The organism is Sinobaca sp. SA16-1, from assembly GCF_059510515.1.
In genome coordinates, this window is sequence record NZ_JCAKFL010000001.1 from 613,959 (window position 1) to 631,323 (window position 17,365).

At 41.6% G+C, this 17,365-nt stretch carries 18 protein-coding genes; 8 read left to right on the forward strand and 10 right to left on the reverse strand.

Annotation, left to right across the window (positions count from 1 at the left end):
• Nucleotides 1-8: 8 nt before the first annotated feature.
• From AC5W2J_RS02970 to AC5W2J_RS02980, 3 genes are read left to right on the forward strand one after another with little or no spacing between them, the layout of a single operon-like run.
• The gene (locus AC5W2J_RS02970) at nt 9-1,484 is read left to right on the forward strand and encodes an FAD-binding oxidoreductase (protein WP_496057995.1); all 1,476 of its coding nucleotides are present in this window, start codon (nt 9-11) and stop codon (nt 1,482-1,484) included.
• Nucleotides 1,485-1,518: 34 nt separating this feature from the next.
• The gene (locus AC5W2J_RS02975; protein ID WP_496057997.1) at nt 1,519-2,952 is read left to right on the forward strand and encodes an FGGY-family carbohydrate kinase; all 1,434 of its coding nucleotides are present in this window, start codon (nt 1,519-1,521) and stop codon (nt 2,950-2,952) included.
• 35 nt (nt 2,953-2,987) lie between these two features.
• Complete coding sequence (locus AC5W2J_RS02980; RefSeq protein WP_496057998.1) at nt 2,988-3,707, forward strand: MurR/RpiR family transcriptional regulator; 720 nt, start codon at nt 2,988-2,990, stop codon at nt 3,705-3,707.
• 56 nt (nt 3,708-3,763) lie between these two features.
• On the opposite strand, the gene AC5W2J_RS02985 is transcribed toward AC5W2J_RS02980, so the two are convergent.
• Nucleotides 3,764-4,600 carry a hypothetical protein gene (locus AC5W2J_RS02985; RefSeq protein ID WP_496057999.1) on the reverse strand — a complete coding sequence of 279 codons (837 nt, stop codon included), beginning with the start codon at nt 4,598-4,600 and terminating at the stop codon, nt 3,764-3,766.
• Between the two features lie 384 nt (nt 4,601-4,984).
• Here AC5W2J_RS02985 and AC5W2J_RS02990 point away from each other — a divergent pair, with 384 nt between their 5' ends.
• Nucleotides 4,985-5,479 carry a hypothetical protein gene (locus tag AC5W2J_RS02990; RefSeq protein ID WP_496058000.1) on the forward strand — a complete coding sequence of 165 codons (495 nt, stop codon included), beginning with the start codon at nt 4,985-4,987 and terminating at the stop codon, nt 5,477-5,479.
• 6 nt (nt 5,480-5,485) lie between these two features.
• Here AC5W2J_RS02990 and AC5W2J_RS02995 read toward each other — a convergent pair whose 3' ends face one another.
• Genes AC5W2J_RS02995 through sigY form a run of 6 tightly spaced genes read right to left on the reverse strand, consistent with a single transcriptional unit; the run spans nt 5,486 to nt 8,343 of the window.
• Nucleotides 5,486-6,244 carry an ABC transporter permease gene (locus AC5W2J_RS02995; protein ID WP_496058001.1) on the reverse strand — a complete coding sequence of 253 codons (759 nt, stop codon included), beginning with the start codon at nt 6,242-6,244 and terminating at the stop codon, nt 5,486-5,488.
• Nucleotides 6,237-7,139: an ABC transporter ATP-binding protein gene (locus AC5W2J_RS03000; RefSeq protein ID WP_496058002.1), complete on the reverse strand. Its 903-nt coding sequence runs from the start codon at nt 7,137-7,139 to the stop codon at nt 6,237-6,239. Before AC5W2J_RS03000 ends, AC5W2J_RS02995 begins: the two co-directional genes overlap by 8 nt.
• Nucleotides 7,132-7,335, reverse strand: coding sequence for a PLD nuclease N-terminal domain-containing protein (locus tag AC5W2J_RS03005; RefSeq protein ID WP_496058003.1), 204 nt, complete (start codon nt 7,333-7,335; stop codon nt 7,132-7,134). The genes AC5W2J_RS03000 and AC5W2J_RS03005 overlap by 8 nt, the downstream gene beginning before the upstream one ends.
• Nucleotides 7,328-7,552 carry a hypothetical protein gene (locus AC5W2J_RS03010; RefSeq protein WP_496058004.1) on the reverse strand — a complete coding sequence of 75 codons (225 nt, stop codon included), beginning with the start codon at nt 7,550-7,552 and terminating at the stop codon, nt 7,328-7,330. Before AC5W2J_RS03010 ends, AC5W2J_RS03005 begins: the two co-directional genes overlap by 8 nt.
• The gene (locus tag AC5W2J_RS03015) at nt 7,545-7,832 is read right to left on the reverse strand and encodes a YxlC family protein (RefSeq protein ID WP_496058005.1); all 288 of its coding nucleotides are present in this window, start codon (nt 7,830-7,832) and stop codon (nt 7,545-7,547) included. The genes AC5W2J_RS03010 and AC5W2J_RS03015 overlap by 8 nt, the downstream gene beginning before the upstream one ends.
• Nucleotides 7,819-8,343: an RNA polymerase sigma factor SigY gene (gene sigY / locus AC5W2J_RS03020; protein WP_496058006.1), complete on the reverse strand. Its 525-nt coding sequence runs from the start codon at nt 8,341-8,343 to the stop codon at nt 7,819-7,821. Before sigY ends, AC5W2J_RS03015 begins: the two co-directional genes overlap by 14 nt.
• A 307-nt stretch (nt 8,344-8,650) precedes the next feature.
• Here sigY and AC5W2J_RS03025 point away from each other — a divergent pair, with 307 nt between their 5' ends.
• A complete protein-coding gene (locus AC5W2J_RS03025) occupies nt 8,651-10,585 on the forward strand; it encodes a fructose-1,6-bisphosphatase (RefSeq protein ID WP_496058007.1) in 1,935 nt (644 codons plus the stop codon).
• A gap of 371 nt (nt 10,586-10,956) precedes the next feature.
• On the opposite strand, the gene AC5W2J_RS03030 is transcribed toward AC5W2J_RS03025, so the two are convergent.
• Nucleotides 10,957-11,100 carry a hypothetical protein gene (locus AC5W2J_RS03030; RefSeq protein ID WP_496058008.1) on the reverse strand — a complete coding sequence of 48 codons (144 nt, stop codon included), beginning with the start codon at nt 11,098-11,100 and terminating at the stop codon, nt 10,957-10,959.
• A gap of 478 nt (nt 11,101-11,578) precedes the next feature.
• Here AC5W2J_RS03030 and AC5W2J_RS03035 point away from each other — a divergent pair, with 478 nt between their 5' ends.
• Nucleotides 11,579-12,310, forward strand: a complete 732-nt coding sequence (locus tag AC5W2J_RS03035) for a class I SAM-dependent methyltransferase (protein ID WP_496058009.1) — start codon at nt 11,579-11,581, stop codon at nt 12,308-12,310.
• A gap of 403 nt (nt 12,311-12,713) precedes the next feature.
• Here AC5W2J_RS03035 and AC5W2J_RS03040 read toward each other — a convergent pair whose 3' ends face one another.
• Complete coding sequence (locus AC5W2J_RS03040; protein WP_496058010.1) at nt 12,714-13,409, reverse strand: DUF8832 domain-containing protein; 696 nt, start codon at nt 13,407-13,409, stop codon at nt 12,714-12,716.
• A 24-nt stretch (nt 13,410-13,433) separates the two neighbouring features.
• Complete coding sequence (locus AC5W2J_RS03045) at nt 13,434-14,858, reverse strand: MATE family efflux transporter (protein WP_496058011.1); 1,425 nt, start codon at nt 14,856-14,858, stop codon at nt 13,434-13,436.
• Nucleotides 14,859-16,096: 1,238 nt separating this feature from the next.
• Between AC5W2J_RS03045 and AC5W2J_RS03050 the strand changes: the two genes are divergently transcribed.
• Together AC5W2J_RS03050 and AC5W2J_RS03055 are read left to right on the forward strand one after the other, a co-directional pair.
• Nucleotides 16,097-16,282 (forward strand): DUF4386 family protein, encoded by a 186-nt coding sequence (locus AC5W2J_RS03050; protein WP_496058218.1) that lies wholly within the window; start codon nt 16,097-16,099, stop codon nt 16,280-16,282.
• Complete coding sequence (locus tag AC5W2J_RS03055) at nt 16,279-17,247, forward strand: NAD(P)-dependent alcohol dehydrogenase (protein WP_496058012.1); 969 nt, start codon at nt 16,279-16,281, stop codon at nt 17,245-17,247. The genes AC5W2J_RS03050 and AC5W2J_RS03055 overlap by 4 nt, the downstream gene beginning before the upstream one ends.
• Nucleotides 17,248-17,365: the final 118 nt, after the last annotated feature.

The window sequence follows — 17,365 nt, forward strand, 5'->3', positions numbered from 1 at the left end:
TTATGTTTATGAGTACACAAACACTTAAAGATCTATCAGACCTTATTTCAAAAGAACAGATCGTTACGACGTCCGAAGACCTGTATGATGCCTCAGCCGACCGGTACAAAAAATATGCTAAAGCGAAGCATGTTCTGAATGTCCCCGCCCCCCTTGCTATTGTTTATCCCTATTCCACGGAAGAAGTAAAAACTCTGTTGGCCCACTGCAACGAAAATCACATCAACGTCATTCCCCGGAGCGGGAAAACGGCGACCGAAGGCGGGTTGGAGAACTGGAAAGAAAAAACTATTGTTGTCGATGGCTCAAAAATGAACAATATTATCAAAGTGGATACCTACAACATGCAGGCGACCGTCCAATCCGGTGTGAAACTCCAGGATTTAGAAGACGAAGTACGTAAATCAGGCTACACTACGGGGCATTCCCCCCAATCCAAACCCGTTGCACAGATGGGCGGACTCGTCTCCACGCGAAGCATCGGCCAATTTTCTACATTGTACGGCGCGATAGAAGATATGGTCGTCGGGTTGGAATGCGTATTTCCGGACGGACATGTGTCGCGGATTAAAAATGTGCCTAGAAGATCCGGAGGGCCCGACATCCGCCATATTGCGATCGGCAATGAAGGGGCCTTATGCTACATTACGGAAGTCACGATCAAGCTGTTTAAATTCCACCCGGAAAACAATACGTTTCACGGCTACCTTGTTGAAGATATGGACGCCGGTATTAAGATTCTCCGGGAAGTGATGGTAAATGGGTTCCGGCCTTCTGTCGCGCGCGTGTATTCCCCTGAAGACGCCAGACAGCACTTCAGCCATTTTTACAAAGAAAAATATGTCCTGATTTTCATGGTGGAAGGGCCGCTCGGTATCGTAAAAGCGACAAACGAAGCGATTGACCAGGCGGCCGCTGCGTTTTCATCCCGCATTACCGAAAAAGTGGACTCCTCTTTTATCGAAACATGGTTTGATAACTTAAACTGGGATCAAAGAAGAATTGAAAAAGAAGTGCAGGATATGAAAGAACGCAACACACATGATGGGTTCACAACAGAAGTGTCGGCAGACTGGGAGAATGTGATTAAAATTTACGACAGCGTCATGCACCGCATAAAAACGGAATTTGAGCGGACAGCTGACTTAACGATGCTCGGCGGCCACTCTTCGCACAGCTACCTCAACGGAACAAATATGTACTTTGTGTATAATTACACCATTAACTGTGCGCCTGAAGATGAAATGCTCACGTACCACCACCCTATTCATGAGATTATTATTGAAGAAACGCTGAAATACGGAGGGTCCATGTGCCATCATCACGGCATCGGTAAATACCGCTCCGAGTGGACGAAGCAGGAACACGGAACTGCCTATTATATGCTTGATAAATTAAAACAGGCCTTTGATCCTAAAGGCACGATGAATCATGGAACGATCTTCCCTCAGGACAAGGAAATCAAAAAGTATATTAGAGGGTGAGCGGAAAACAGGAAAAGCGAAAGGCGGGAATACGATGGCCGAACAGTATATTATGGGTATTGATAACGGATCGCAGAGTACCAAAGTGATTATATTTGATACAGACGGCAATGAAGCCGCGTTTGGATCCTGCATGTTAAAAGAACCGCTCACCCCGGAGCCCGGGGTCGTTGTTCATCCGGATGATGATCTGTGGGACAGCGTAGACAGTGCAATTCAAAGCTGTCTGAAAAACTTCACCGGCAGCCGACAGGCCATCGCAGGCATCGGCCTTTGCACCATTAGAAGCTGCCGTGTGCTGCTCAAAGAAGATGGGTCTCTGGCCCAGCCTGTTATCAGCTGGATGGATATGCAGCTGTCCAAACCATATGAACACAAAGACGATCAAGTGCACTACGTTACCTCCACCTCCGGCTACTTAGGGCTCAAATTGACCGGAGAATATAATGACACCGCCGCTAATTATGAAGTGTTCTGGCCATTGGACCGGAAAACGTTAAACTGGTCCCAGGATGACGCGGTAATGGCTGCCAACGGACTGCAGCGGGACATGCTGTTTAATCTCGTAAAACCGGGAGAGGCATTAGGATCCATCAGAGACGACCTTGCAGAGAAGTTTGGCTTGAAACAGGGCATTCCGGTCGTCGCGACGGCAAATGACAAAGCAGTGGAAGTACTCGGAGCCGGCATTGAAGATGAAACGACGATCATGATTTCCCTCGGTACGTTTATTTCCTCTATGCTCGTCCGAAGCGAAGATTTTAAAGAGGCGGCCAGCTTCTTTCCTACCCTTGCGGCGGTTCCTTTTCAGTATGTATATGAATCAAATGGAATCAGGCGGGGCATGTGGACCGTCAGCTGGTTTAAGAAGCTTCTGGGAGAAGGATTAGTAGAGGATGCGGCTCAATCAGGACTGTCCGAGGAAGACTATTTAAACCGGCAGGCAGAAGCCGTACCACCCGGCAGCGACGGCCTGATCACAATACTTGACTGGCTGTCGAGCCCGGACCAGCCTTATCGTAAGGGAATTATGATCGGATTTGACCAGCGGCATACAAAGTATTATATGTACCGCTCCATATTAGAAGCGATCGCTTTTACTATAAAAAACAATATTGATGAGATGCTGACCGAAATTGATGCGGACATAGACAACGTAGTCGTTACCGGCGGCGGAGCCAAAAGCGATGTGCTGCTGCAGATTCTGTCCGATGTATTCGGGCTCCCGGTGCATAAACGAAAAGGCAGCAGCAGCGCCTGTCTCGGAGCCGCTGTCAGCGTATGCCGTCACTTAAATATTTATGACAGCTTTGCAGATGCGGCCAACCATCTCGTTCAAAACGAAAAAACTTTTACTCCTGACCCGGATACCCATTCTCTCTACAGCGAGATCAACGATTCCGTGGTGAAGCACGTAAGAACTCATACTGATGAAATTTTAAAACGTTCCTATTCTATCTTCAAATAGAAACGCATAAACTATAAAAGGTCAGGTATCGATACATGTTAAATTTACGAACCGATCATTTAACCTCATTAGAAAAGGAACTGCATCATTTATTGGCGCAGTCTCTCAGGCAGAATGAAAAGCTGAAGATCATAGATGCGGCCGAATTAGGCGGTGTGTCCCCTTCCAAAGTATCCAAGCTTGTGAGAAAATTGGGCTTTGCCGGCTTTAAACAGTACAAGCTGTATTTCAGCGGCCGGGAAGAAGCTCCCGCACTTATTCCAACAGGATCCAGCGAAATAGGACGGCTGCTTCAATTTCTGGAAAGCTATGACCCGGCAGCAGTCGATGAGTTTCTATCTGTATTTACGAATTTCAAGAAAATCATTTTATTTGGACTGGGACCTTCCTATATCAGCGCTGAATATTTTGCCTACAAGCTTGCAGCCGTCACCGATAAGAATATTTTTGTTACCCATGATGAAGACTACGCCGAGCGTTTGGCGGATAACGATACGCTGTTAATTGTTTTTTCGGTTACAGGAAAATTTGCTTCTTTTGAGAACCTCTTTCATGCGGTCAAGGAAAAAAATGCCCGGACCATGCTTATACTGGAAGAATATATAAATACACGCGACTCTAAAGCGGATTATATTTTTCACCTCTCCCCCTTTTCTCAAAACAATGAGCTGTTGGCGTTTGAAAAAACGAGAACGATCTTTTTTATTTTCATGGAGGAAGTCATTACTACACTGAAACAAAAGACACACATATAAACAATGCCCGCAGCGTCTTAAGTGACGTTACGGGCATTGTTTTTATTTTTCACGTATTACCGTGCACCAAGCAAAACAGGGACTCCTTCTTCTTGTGTTCTATACTGGTCATAGTGTTCTATGTGGAAATATGGGAGGTCGTTAAACAAAAGACTACTGCTGTCCATATAATCTTCCACATGAGAGGTTTCCATGAAGGGAATGGGTTTTGCCTGCTTTGCAAATATATAACGGTAATCATCGTAGTCCAGTGGAAAAGCAGAACGGTTCCTCCTTGCATCCAGCGTGACAAAACGGATCGGTATCTTAAGGCTGCAGGCTTTCTGCAGCAGCCGGGTGATTCCTTCGTTGTCCTGAATTTTGATACAGACTGGACCTGCGTTCGTTCGAGCCAGATAAAGATGAATGCTGCTTTGTGCTTTATTAGATCCAATTACATGTATATAATTTTCGATAATAATAGTCTCTATTGCTTTCCAATCTATGGTTTCCCCGGGTTTCCGACTCAGCTTATAAACAATACGGTCTGGGTACACAGCCGCTGCCGGCAGCTTGGAAAATGGGTAGGAAAGCATCGCCACGCCTGCGAGAACAGCACAGCCGCCGCCAAGTACAGCAACTATAAATAGAATGATGTAGAGAAGATCGTTTCCCACCAGGTTTGCTAACCAGGTCCCATTCCGGCCGGATGGGGTCGCAGAATTAAAAGTAAGGATATATCCGCTCAACCAGTTGTACACAAGAAGCCCGCTTAATATGAGAAAACCAACGCCAAACAGAAAAATAGCAAGACCGCCTAAAAGGTTATTAAAGATCCTTTTTGCTGTTTTAGGTTCTGAAATCATTGTCAGTATTTCTTCTCTTTGTGGAAAAGCACCAGATTTTCGCTTCATCCAAACCACCATTCGTTTACCTCACTATAGATCTCTATAAGTGATCAAGTCAACTAAATAATGGAAAAAATTTATCCTCTAAAGGAATTATATGACGGTCATCGAATAGAAACAATAGTAGATTAATAAAGAAACCGGCAGGCAGCTCCTCTATTTTTAATTTCAGATCATTTATGATCATCCCATTACAGTTAAAAAGGAGCTATGATGACGGAATCCGGTAAGAATAAAATAACTAAGAGGTCTTTTATTATAAACGCTTTATGCGCACCCGAAAAAAACATAAAAAAAGATCAGCAGTTTACAGTTAAAGACAATCTCTCTCTCCTGTTCATGCTTCTCCTTATAACTGTCTCCGTTCTGCTTGTTGGAAACCTGATCATTATGACAGCCTTTTTTTCTGATTATGAAAGTCTTGGAATAGTTGTGTACATTTTGGGACAGTATTTATTTATTGTAAGTATTCCAGCTGTTCTTTTAAATATTTATATTATCCGCTGGATCAGCAATAAGTACTCAGGGACTAAAAGAAGCACCCCAAAAATAGTAAGCGATATGACAACACTTCTTATTCCATCCATCTTTTTGTATAATCTTGGGTTTTCCTTTTATTCCTATCTGGAAGCATTACGGCCTATTTCAACACAGCTCGGAGCCCTGTTGTTTTTTCTCGCTGTCATTTTCTATACCTATCGTTCGTTTATGTTAGTTACATACTACCTTTCAGACCGCAAAACGGGAACCTCTCTGATGCTGCTCCTATATGCAATGGTCCTCCTTGTATTATTAATGCTCCACATAGGTATTTGGCTGGTGCTCACTCCCTCGGATTTCATTGAGCTTTTAATAGATTTATTTCTATCAACGTTAGAATCTTGAGATCATTTACGCTAGCCAGTCCGTTTTTTTCATATAGCTTACAGAAGCTGCGATGAGTACAACTGTCAGTGCGGCACTCACTACAATCGGAGCGATAACGATATCCGCTTTTATATCCGCTGCAGCTGCCGGCAGAACTCCTGGCGTCCACGACGTTAATTCTCCAAACATCGAAGCCGTAAGAGTGAGTAGAAGCAGGGTAATCAGTGCCCCAGCGGCAGCCACACTCGTATGTCTGCTCACTGTACTCCAAACAAGTGCTGTCGTCACGACAAATACGAGCCATATCCAGTAGACAAATGCCGAATAGAGAATCTCTCCGGCTGGCAGCTGTTCAAACAACGTAGTGATATAATACAGCGCGGCAGCAATACCTATTAAATAACTTACTGTCGTTATCCCTAATGCTGACAACCACTTCGAGAACCAATAGGCGTAATAGTTCGTTGGTTTACTTAGGATAAGTAAGGCTTCCCCACTCTTACGCTCGCTGCTTACACTTCCCATAAACGCCAGGACAAGGATAAATGTGCCAATCTGCGTAAACTGGCCCAGTGTTTCGCTGTACACCTGCTCAGCGGTTGGGGTCGGGATAGTAATGAGGGTATTTTCCGGCAGGCCGCCAAACTGTTCAAGAATATCCTCCATATAAAAGCTTGAGACAGGCTGCATAATCGCCAGTCCAATGAAAAATACAGGAAGCCATAACCAGCGGTAGCTGCGAAACGTTTCCAGCAGTTCTTTTCTTAATAAAACGTTAAACACGTTCCATCACCTCGCGGAATAATTCATCCAATGACTGGTTTCCGGCAATCAAACGTCGGACGGTTATTCGATTTTCTATGAGGCTCTCCATTACTTTTGCCTGCATGATGCTTTCTGCTAAAGGCCCTTCTATATCTGCCTGCGTTTTTCTGATTCGAATGGTCCAATCCGGATAACGATTCCGCAGGTTTCCGCCCCAATCATCCAGCGGTACCTCCGCCTGAACGGTAAACGTTCGATTCGACGGCCTGCTCATGAGCTTATCCAACCTTTCAAAGGCTGCTATTTCCCCTTTGTTCATCATAATAACGTCATCCGCAATTTGCTCTGCATCATGTAAAATATGGGTAGAGTATAAAATAGTGGTGGTCTTCTTTAATTCAGCAAGCAGCAGAATAACATCTTTTCTTCCTTGCGGATCAAGCGCTGACATCGGCTCATCCAATAGTAAAAGTCTGGGCTGGTGAATGATCGCCTGAGCAATGCCGAGCCTTTGTTTCATGCCGCCGGAAAATTCCGAAATTCTCCGATTGGTATTTTCCTTGAGACCAGTCTGCAGAAGTACTGTCCCTGTCCGCTCAACAGCTTCTGAACGCGATAACCCGCCAAGTTCCCCTGCCATCGTTACGTATTCTCCAGCCTTCATCCAGTCATGAAATGTTGGATACTGGGGCAGGAAGCCGATTTCGCTGCGCACGTCTCGGACTGCATCATGCATTATAATCTGCCCATTACTCGGCTTCATAATAGCAGCAAGCATATGGAGGGTTGTGGTTTTCCCTGCCCCATTCATACCGAGAAGGGCCGTAATCTTATTCGGCCGCAGACTGAAAGTAATATGCTTAATAATTTCTTTACCTGAAATGTTCTTCGAAAGGTTTTCTACACTAATCATTGGATGAGGCTCCTTTCGAACGGCCGAAAAGGAAATAAATAATCGGTCCGAATGTGCTCACGAATAAGATGACAAGGGCCCATATCCACTTCTGTCCGCCTGCCTGCGGGCCCCGGAAAAGATCAATAAGTGCTGTAGTCTTTAATAAAAGGTCTATGACTATAATGGGCAAAAGGAGAATAAATAGATCATTCATTATCTGCAAACTTCCTTTCTCTGTATGGAACAATACATTTAATATAAATGAGATATACGATGAGCGGCGTTGGCACATTCAGCATGCCCCAGATTCCCCAGAACCAGCGTAAATGGCCATTCCTGCGGCTGTGAATAAACAGAAATGTACTTTGTATAAACAAAAAGAAGAATATCAGGACATACAGCCATAATGGAATTTCCTGAAGTTCACTCATGCTGCAGCCTCCTCCCCACAATTAAAAACCCAATTGCTATTACCGTCGCAATCACTTGAAATCCTGCGAACAACAGAGGCTCGTTTGCCATAAGTAAAACAATACCTGTAATAAAAACAAGAGCGATGATGAAAAAAATATACAGTTCTTTTTTTTGTTTTTGGCGGGTCCGCTTGACCTGGGTCATCATCTCGTTTAATGTCGGCTTTTCATTTGGACTGGATTGTTCAATCGTCGACAGAGATCGTCTCAACCGGTCTTTTACTTCATTTTCCTTCATGGGAAAGCTCCTCTCTAAGACGTTTAAGAGCAATATTGAGTCGTGATTTCACGGTTCCTGTCGGGACATTACAGATTTTGGCGATGTCTTCGTAACCGTATCCATAGTAATGCTTTAAAATAACAGGAATTCGGTGTATTTCTTTTAATGTGTCCAGTGCGGTGGTGACAGTCAGCCAATCATCGGATGATTCGTGACGGAGCTGCCATTCGAGCTGATTTTGGTTCGTGAATTTTTTTGCTCTTGTCTGTCTTCTTTTTTCATCGATCCATAGGTTTGTCCCGATCTGTATCAGCCAGGTTGATAACTTTGCTTTCTTTGGATTGTATTGATTAATGCGTTCGATTGCTTTGATCATCGTTTCCTGCGTGATGTCTTCAGCCAGCGCCGGATGCATGGTCAGCTTCAGAAGGTAGTGATAGACAAAATCATACTGCTCAAGCAAAACAGCTGCCAGCGCTTCGTCATCGCCTTTTTTAGCGCGCTTTATTCGTTCTTCCGTTTCATCCATAACGTCACCCCTTCCCCGGCTTTTCATAGTTAGTACGATTAACAACAGCATTTCGTTCATTTTTTATTTTTATATTTTTTCGGACGTTTAAAGGTTTTTAAAAAGATTAGCAGAAATGAAAAAAAGAGAAGGGATTTACTAATAACCATCCTCGCCTTCCCTTTCTTATAAACACTCCACATCTAGTAAGCAGATTAGATATGAATTAAGCTTCTATTTGAACAATAAGGTATAATGAATTTATATAATAAAACAGGATTTTCCTTTATTGGAAGTTCAAGTATAACGGTTGAAAGGGGATTTCATGATGTTAAATTTAAAGTATTTAGATCTGCTGGCACAAAAATATGAAAGTGAAGAAAAAGTAGCCACTGAAATCATTAATCTGGAAGCCATACTTGATCTGCCCAAGGGAACGGAACACTTTGTGAGCGATCTGCACGGCGAGTACCAGGCGTTTCAACATGTGCTGCGGAACGGATCTGGAAATGTGAAAATGAAAATCAAGGACCTGTTCAAAGAGGAATTACAGGAATGGGAGATCAATGAATTCGCGACACTGATCTATTATCCGGAAGAGAAGCTGCAGTTAGTAAAAAGTAATTTGGGCAGTAAACAGGAGCTGCGGGAATGGTACATAGACAGCATCGAGCATATGCTCAAGCTTGTGTCCTACGCTTCTTCCAAATACACACGGTCGAAATTACGTAAAGCCCTTCCTAAACAGTTTGTTTATATTATTGAAGAATTATTATATAAAACGGATGAGTTTCAAAATAAAAAAGAGTATTATGAGAAAATGCTCGAACGCATCATTTCCCTGGGACAGGCCGATAAATTGATTGTCGGCCTCGCCTACACTACGCAGCGATTGGTGGTCGATCATCTTCATGTGGTCGGGGACATTTATGACCGGGGGCCGGACCCGCATAAAATTATGGATACGCTCATCCATTATCATTCTGTAGACATTCAGTGGGGGAACCATGACGTTCTATGGTTAGGCGCTTTTGCAGGTTCTAAAGTCTGTCTGGCGAATATCATCCGCATCTGCGCGCGTTACAACAACCTTGATATTATTGAAGATGTATATGGCATCAATCTGCGGCCGCTTCTGAATCTGGCGGAGAAATACTATGACGATAATGCTGTTTTTCATCCGAAACGTACTTCCGATGACAAATTAACCGAGCAGGAACAGCTGCAAATCACTAAGATTCATCAAGCAATTTCCATCATCCAATTTAAATTGGAAAGTCCGATCATTAAAAGGCGCCCCTGTTTAAATATGGAAGATCGGCTGCTGCTTGAGAAAGTAAATTATAAAAAAAAGGAAGTGACCCTTCACGGGAAGACGTATTCGCTGCAAAACAGCTGTTTTGCAACGATCGATCCGGAGCAGCCTGCTGAATTACTAGAAGAAGAACAGCAGGTGATTGATAAACTGCTCTTCTCTATTCAGCATTCAGAGAAGCTGACCAGACATATGAACTTTCTTATGAAAAAAGGCAGCCTTTATTTAAAATATAACGGAAATTTACTGATACATGGCTGCATTCCTTTAGAAGAAAACGGAAATATGAAAAAAATGGAGATTGAAGACACCACTTATGCAGGACGTGAGCTGTTGGATGTGTTTGAGCGTTATGTGCGATATGCCTTTGCCCATCCAGAAGACACCGATGACTTTGCAACTGATATGATTTGGTACCTGTGGACCGGAGAAAACTCCTCCCTCTTTGGAAAAAGAGAAATGACCACTTTTGAGCGGTATTTTATTAAAGAAAAAGAAACGCATAAAGAAAGAAAGAATCCTTATTATTATTTACGTGAAGATGAGGAGATGTGCCGGAGAATGCTCGCTGAGTTTGATCTCAATCCCGACCAGGGCCGGATTATCAATGGGCATACACCGGTGAAGGAAATTGACGGGGAAGATCCGATCAAAGCGAATGGGAAGATGATCGTCATCGATGGCGGATTCTCAAAAGCGTATCAATCCACTACAGGAATAGCCGGATACACACTCTTATACAATTCTTACGGCATGCAGCTCGTCGCCCATCAACTGTTTAATTCAAAAGAAGACGTTTTAAACAAGGAAACAGACGTCTTGTCTGTAAAAAGACTCGTGGATAAAGAAGTAGAGCGAAAAAAAGTGAAAGAAACGAATACCGGCGAAAAATTATTACAGGAAATCACCAGTTTGAACAATCTGCGAGAGCATCGATATATAAAATAAAGTTGATAGCTTTCTTTTTTAAAAACAGCACTATGTATAGACATGCTAAATGAAGTAGTTTCTCGACACTCTAAAAAAGTCATGCCTTTGTTTTTCAGGCATGACTTTTTTTACGTATTCATTTCTTATTACTCAAAAAAAGTATACATAATTAAGCTGAACACATCACTGGAAAATAAATAAACAAACGTTGAAACCATAGAGATCGGAATGATAAATACTATTAATTTTATAAAAGAAACTTCATTAATTTGATTGAGTGTATTATCTAGTTTTTCAGTCATAGAGGAATTGTTTTTAATCATACATACCACGTCCTTTGTTTTTGTTACATATGATTTTTAAATTCGTCTAACATAACCCTGCAGCAACTATTCTGCATCGTTTGATTGCTTTTCATTCAATATTTTAAGCTTTTTTAACTGATATTCTTTTATCTGCGAGTAAATGGCCAATCCAGTAAAGCCTGCCACAAAAATGATCAGCGCAATGAAGAACAAAGTAATACCGTCCACGCTACCACCTCCCGTATAACAAGAGTAATCTCTATTAACCTTAACATTTGTTCAAATTGGATCAAATGACCTACAGAAATTTTTCAAAAAATTAGGAAAAACAGTGAAACCTTACTAAATCAAAGTAACTACATAAAAATAAAAAATATATTATCCTCGTTCGTAAATGTGGAAGCAAAATAAAAACAACCGTAAATTTATTTACAACATATACGGACTACGGACGTTCATAACGATTCTTTTTAACCATATTCTAATCGTTTCTAAATTTGTACTTTTGTGAATGGCGAAGGTCTTTCTATGTAGGCACTCCCAATAAAACGTCATTGACATCATTTTTACTTCATATTTAAAGGGCGATTTATGAAATTAACTGTAAAATAACTAAAAATTCTGATAAATTATTATATAATAAGCATGAGTAACGGTGAACGTTTTATCTTTCCATTCTTTAAATGTAAAGGCGGAGGAGTGAACGATGAAATTATACAAAGAATTGGCGGAATGGTGGCCGTTGATGTCTCCACATACAGAATACGAGGAAGAAGCCGGACTTTACCTGGAAATTATCCAGTGCTTTCATCCGGAGGTCAAAAGGGCAGTGGAGTTCGGTTCCGGCGGCGGCAGCAACGCCTATTATATGAAGTCGCATTTTTCCATGACGTTGACGGATCTATCGCCGGAAATGCTGGAAGTCAGCCGGAAATTGAATGCTGACTGCGAACATATCCAAGGGGATATGAAGAGCTTGAATCTGGATTTGCAGTTTGACCTCGTGTTTATTCACGATGCGATTATGCATTTTACCGATAAGGCAGATTTGCTTGAAGTGATGCGCAATGCGAAGAAGCATTTGAATGAAAACGGAATTCTGATGATTATGACGGACCAATTCACTGAAACATTCCGCCCCGGAACAGAGCACGGCGGGAACGATCAAGGCAAAAGCGGAATGCGGTATTTGGAATGGACCTACGACAGCGACCCAGCCGATAATGTGACGGAGACCGAATACACCTATATCATGCGCGATGAAAATGGACAGATTTTCAGGGAGCACGACCAGGTGGAATCAGGCTTATTTTCCATGCCTGAATGGGAGGAAATGCTCGCATTAGCCGGTTTTCAGGCGCATTTCAAACGTGTGGTATACACAGGGTTAGAAGGGGACTATTTTGCGATGGTGGGAACACAAACCATTCAAAAATAACTTAAATGAAAAGCAAAGCACCTTAAGAGCTCCTCTTCTCTTGATTATTAACATAATCCAACACATCGGCAGCTGCATAAATACAAAGGGAGAAAATGGGCTGATTCAAATAGCTCTTCTCTCCCTTTCTATCTGTAAAAATGTATTTTTACTTTTACAGCCGTATATTCGAATATAGGAATTTCTGAAAATTTAAAAAATATTATATAACTAATTTATAGAAAAGTGAATTGCACTGAAATCCCTTTTATATTCTCAATTCAATTTTACGAAGGATTTATTGTAAGGCTTTAATGTTAATAAAATAATTTGACTTTACTTAATATGGAGATACAGGGAAGGAGAACTCAAAATTATAACAATCGTCTCTTTACTTTTTTGCTTTTCATGCACTTTTCCCAAGTTAACGTCTTTCAGCAACCTCCACAATAAATGGAAAAGCGAGAACTCCCGCATCTGCAAACTTAAATTCAGCCCATAGTTTGTAAAATCCTGGAACGGGGAACTCAGCTTCAAATACGGTTTGGTCATTTGATGTTGGATGAACATGGATAAAGCGTGTTCCTTGCTCATCCAATACAACTACATGTCCTAATGCTCCCAAGTACGGCAAAGGAGTATCATCGTGTAAATCAAAAGATAAAGTGGAGGATTTTCCAGCAATCAGTTCTGAATGTTGAAACGTAACTGTTTTTCCTTCGAATTCTTTTGTTGAACTTTCGTTTTCAACAAGCGAATCCCAATTCACTTCAAGTGTCTCTGCTACTTCGCCGACGGTAATCATAATTGGCTCGATGACATAAGACATCCCGACAGGATCAATGTCAGCAAAAGCAAGGTAGCGCCCCGATGGCAGTTCCAACCCCACTTCATAGTCTCCTGAGTTGTTCTCAACTGGATGGACATGTAAGAAAGATTCTAAATCCGCACTGACAATAACGAGATGAATTCTTTTTTCATGAGTTTCTGTTAATGGTACTGGATTATTATGAGTATCCCGAACTTCAACGGTCACTATTCTGGAATTATACGTAATTTTCACTTGGACTTTAGGAAGGTTCTCGTCCATTTCGTGATGTTGATGTTGATCATGTTTCATAATAAACTGCCTCCTTGTTGGCTATTAATAATTGTTGGCATTTGTCGACATGTTTTCTTTGTTTGTTTGCGGATGACACTGAGCTTCCGGTTCCGGCGCTTTTTCGAGCGCCATCCATTTATCGCGTCGTAATTGAATCACTAACACCCCTGCACGAAACGTGATGTCTATGCCAATTGCAATCCAGACACCAGCCAAGCCCCATCCCAACTGTATTCCTAACAGGTATACAAGCGGTGTACGGATAGCCCACATACCAATAGCGGTCAAATACATTGGGAATTTTGTATTGTTTGCACCTTGAAATGCTCCGGTCAAAACCATTAACACCGCAAGAAAAGGTTGGAAAACACCTGAAATTTTCAATGCAGCTCCAATATCGCTGATTACTTCGGGATCTTCTGTGAAGAAAGAGGCGGCCCAGTCTCCAAAGAAGAACAAAACTGCTCCCAGGAGCGTCATGAACACTACGGTTACTTGGGTGGAAAGTTTTGCATACTGTCTGGCTTCTGCCAAATTGCCGGCGCCAATCTGTTGACCTACCAGGATTGTTGCTGCAGTAGCAAAGCCATACCCAATCATATAGGAAAATATTTCAACGTTCCCGGCAATCTGGTGAGCTGCAAAGGCATTGGTTCCTAGAGCTACCACGAACCCGAAGTAGACAATTTGGCCGGTCCGCATGACCAAACGTTCTGCGGCTGCAGGTGCACCAAGTGTAGAAAGCTCTATTAAGTGCCCCTTATCCAGTTGCCAGTAGTGTTTTCTGAATGCCAGTACTTTTTCTTTATTTATATAATAGAAAAGGGCTAAGCTTCCTATTAAACGGGAAACCACAGTGGCTATCGCAGCGCCGACAATTCCAAGTTCTGGAATGAATAAAAAACCGAAAATTAACACATAATCAAGCACAGCATTGATGCCGTTGATGACTATACTTATCATCATTGGAGTTTTGGTGTCACCAGCTCCTCTTAGAATTGCACTCATTACAAACATTAACGACATGATAACCGCGGGAATTCCTACAATCCGGAAATACAGTGATCCCAATTCCAGAACTTCTTCTTCCATGCCCATTAACCTTAACAGCGGTTCTGCTAAGAACCAAGTAGCCAAACCGGTGAGAATCCCAAAAAGGATTGCCAGAATAATGGATTGCTGCGAGATGTGCCTCGCTTTTTCAGGCTGATTTGCGCCAAGGAAGTTAGCAATTCGGACATTGGCTGCAACCCCGAGCGCCATAAAAAGGGCAAAGTAAATGGCAAGGACTGCATTCGTGATCCCAACTGCTGAAACGGCCGCCAAACTGATTTGGGAAACAAAATACGTATCCACAAAACCCAGTAACGTTTGAAAGAAGTTTTCTATTACCGCCGGTATCGCTAAAACGATAATAATCTTCAAGCGCTCCCGATCATTCTTTGGTTGCAGAGGCTGGTCTTTCAACGATTTTCTCCTTTCTGAATCCCTCACCTATAAAACAAGAGCACAGGTAATGTGTGCTCTGTTCCAAGTGTTAAGAATTCTATTTTGCTTGGAGTTCTAAATGGATTTTCATTTCGTTAGCTCTTTTCTTTTTTCTCTTCTCTACTTCACTTCTAGCAGCAGGGACACATGAATTTACATAGTTTTATATTAAGTAATTGACGAAAAGACGTTTTTTGCTTCATTCAAGTGCATTTAAGTTTATTGAAATTGAGTCTGACATCCGATTCTAGATGAGGGGGAATAGCCCTGTATCTGTAGAGAGCAATAAAATAATAAAATATCCATTCGTATGGTATTTACTTGATTCTATATAAACTCCTACCCGTCCGCTCTCTTCGCCAACCCTATAGAATATGCACATTTACTTTTTGACAAACCAGCAGTGTATAAAATAGAAGAAACTGCACAAGTTTAATAAGAATTCCACTTCATCAGAAAAAGACAATTCGAAACGGTTCAAATTTTGTAAGTTGGTTAAAAGATGGGGGATTATCAGAAGCTGCTTAAATATAAATGGAGAGAAAATGTGCTTAAATTAGCACTTTCTCTCTGTAAAGGTGTACTTTTACGAAGGCTTTGGTTCTGGTGTTGACGCCATGTAAAGAAAATTATTAGCAAAGCTAAACAATTACCTTTCATATATTGCTGCTCAATGAAATAGAAGTCTAAAAAATAAATGGTTATTTAAAATTGCTAAAACTACCTCTTAGGTATATTATTACATTAATAAAAGTTAGAAAATTCTGAATTAAATTATGCTGATAGTATAGATAGTTGTGAAAAAAGCAGTTGTACTTCCTTTTGTTTTCATTCGGACATTTGAAAACAGAGTTGGCAGAAGCAGCCTAAAAGTCCAACCTCCTATGTTTGCAGTAGAATACCGAAAAATAACATTCCAGCCCCCAAAAAAATCTGATAAATCTTAGTACTTACCGCAACACTGTAAGGATTTGGAAATTTCACCGCATATTTGGGTTCTCAGAAAGACACCCGTGCTTGGATCATTTGGTTTTCTCTATTGCTTTTTCAATTATGGAATTCAAAACGAGGAATTGGAGAGATCAAAATGAAAAGCGTTATGGCGGAAAAATCATCTCTTTTTTATGCGCGAATTACAGGGATTAGCTTGCTGGTAATGGCTATCCTCGCTCTATTCGTGAATTTTTTTGTGTTTGAAAGCCTGATTATTCCCGGAGATTGATAACTTTGCTAAAGTTCTGTTTTCCAATTACACCGAGTACGAGACAATATTTCTATTGATTGTAGCTGTGCCAGCAGTGATAGGAGAATTGACGTTAGCCATATGGCTGTTGTTCAAAGGAAAGAAAATCCCTGAAATACTACCGTTAAAAACAAGCTATGAAGGGAGGAGTTCTCAATGAAAGCCAGTCTCCATAAAACATACGGCCCCCCGGAGGTTATGAAACTTAGAGAAGTAGAAAAGCCGATCCCTAAAGATGACGAAGTACTGATTAAAGTGTATGCAACTACTGCAACTTCCGGGGATTGCAAAGTGCGGAGGGCTGAGCCGTTTGCTGTCAGGTTTTTCTTTGGTTTAAAAAAACCTAAAATCGGAATATTGGGATCCGAACTGTCAGGCGAGGTGGAAGTGACAGGAAAAGATGTCAAGGAATTTAAAAAAGGAGATTTAGTACTTTGTGGAACAGGAACTAGTCTAGGGGCTAATGCCGAGTATGTATGCCTTAAAGAAAAAGGGGCAATCGTTATAAAGCCGCTTAATATGACATTTGAAGAAGCCGCTTCCGTTCCTTTCGGGGCTACGACTTCGTTATTCTTTCTAAGAGATAAGGGGCATATCCATGCAGGCCAGAAAGTACTTATTTACGGTGCTTCCGGTGCATTGGGTACTTATGCAGTGCAACTGGCCAATTACTATGGTACAGAAGTTGCCGCTGTCTGTAGTACAAAGAATTTAGAACTTGTGAGGTCCTTGGGAGCTGATCAAACAATCGATTACACTAAAGAAGATTTCACCAAAAACGGGGAAACGTACGATATCATTTTTGATACGGTAGGAAAGACTTCGTTTTCAAAATGTAAAGGTTCCCTCAAAGAAAATGGGATTTATCTGGTCACAGTAGCCGGAATGCCTCAATTTGCCCGCATGATATCGACATCTCTAAGAGGCAGCAAGAAAATGAAAGGCGGATTGGCACCGATGCGCAAAGAAGATTTACTTTTCCTGAAAGAGTTAATAGAAGCTGGAAAAATTAAATCTGTAATAGATAGAAGGTATCCTTTAGATCAAGTTGCTGCGGCTCATAGTTACGTTGAAACAGGGCATAAACATGGAAGTGTAGTTATAACTTTGATATCGCATAATTAATTTTAAATGCTGGTGAAAAATACTGAAAGCTGTTAACAAATTCTCGGAATCCAATAAAAAGGAAGAGATCATTTTAACTAACGATCTCTTCCTTTTATTTTTATTCATTGCTGGTTTC

What these genes read in the sequence shown, in the direction of transcription:
- sigY (WP_496058006.1), bottom strand. Translation starts at nt 8,343, where the DNA reads ATGGATGAAACGGAAGAACGAATAAAGCGCGCTAAAAAAGGCGATGAC.
- AC5W2J_RS02975 (WP_496057997.1), top strand. Translation starts at nt 1,519, where the DNA reads ATGGCCGAACAGTATATTATGGGTATTGATAACGGATCGCAGAGTACC.
- AC5W2J_RS02990 (WP_496058000.1), top strand. Translation starts at nt 4,985, where the DNA reads ATGACAGCCTTTTTTTCTGATTATGAAAGTCTTGGAATAGTTGTGTAC.
- AC5W2J_RS03000 (WP_496058002.1), bottom strand. Translation starts at nt 7,139, where the DNA reads ATGATTAGTGTAGAAAACCTTTCGAAGAACATTTCAGGTAAAGAAATT.
- AC5W2J_RS02985 (WP_496057999.1), bottom strand. Translation starts at nt 4,600, where the DNA reads ATGAAGCGAAAATCTGGTGCTTTTCCACAAAGAGAAGAAATACTGACA.
- AC5W2J_RS03040 (WP_496058010.1), bottom strand. Translation starts at nt 13,409, where the DNA reads ATGAAACATGATCAACATCAACATCACGAAATGGACGAGAACCTTCCT.
- AC5W2J_RS03025 (WP_496058007.1), top strand. Translation starts at nt 8,651, where the DNA reads ATGTTAAATTTAAAGTATTTAGATCTGCTGGCACAAAAATATGAAAGT.
- AC5W2J_RS02970 (WP_496057995.1), top strand. Translation starts at nt 9, where the DNA reads ATGAGTACACAAACACTTAAAGATCTATCAGACCTTATTTCAAAAGAA.
- AC5W2J_RS03055 (WP_496058012.1), top strand. Translation starts at nt 16,279, where the DNA reads ATGAAAGCCAGTCTCCATAAAACATACGGCCCCCCGGAGGTTATGAAA.
- AC5W2J_RS02980 (WP_496057998.1), top strand. Translation starts at nt 2,988, where the DNA reads ATGTTAAATTTACGAACCGATCATTTAACCTCATTAGAAAAGGAACTG.
- AC5W2J_RS03005 (WP_496058003.1), bottom strand. Translation starts at nt 7,335, where the DNA reads ATGAATGATCTATTTATTCTCCTTTTGCCCATTATAGTCATAGACCTT.
- AC5W2J_RS03015 (WP_496058005.1), bottom strand. Translation starts at nt 7,832, where the DNA reads ATGAAGGAAAATGAAGTAAAAGACCGGTTGAGACGATCTCTGTCGACG.
- AC5W2J_RS03010 (WP_496058004.1), bottom strand. Translation starts at nt 7,552, where the DNA reads ATGAGTGAACTTCAGGAAATTCCATTATGGCTGTATGTCCTGATATTC.
- AC5W2J_RS03035 (WP_496058009.1), top strand. Translation starts at nt 11,579, where the DNA reads ATGAAATTATACAAAGAATTGGCGGAATGGTGGCCGTTGATGTCTCCA.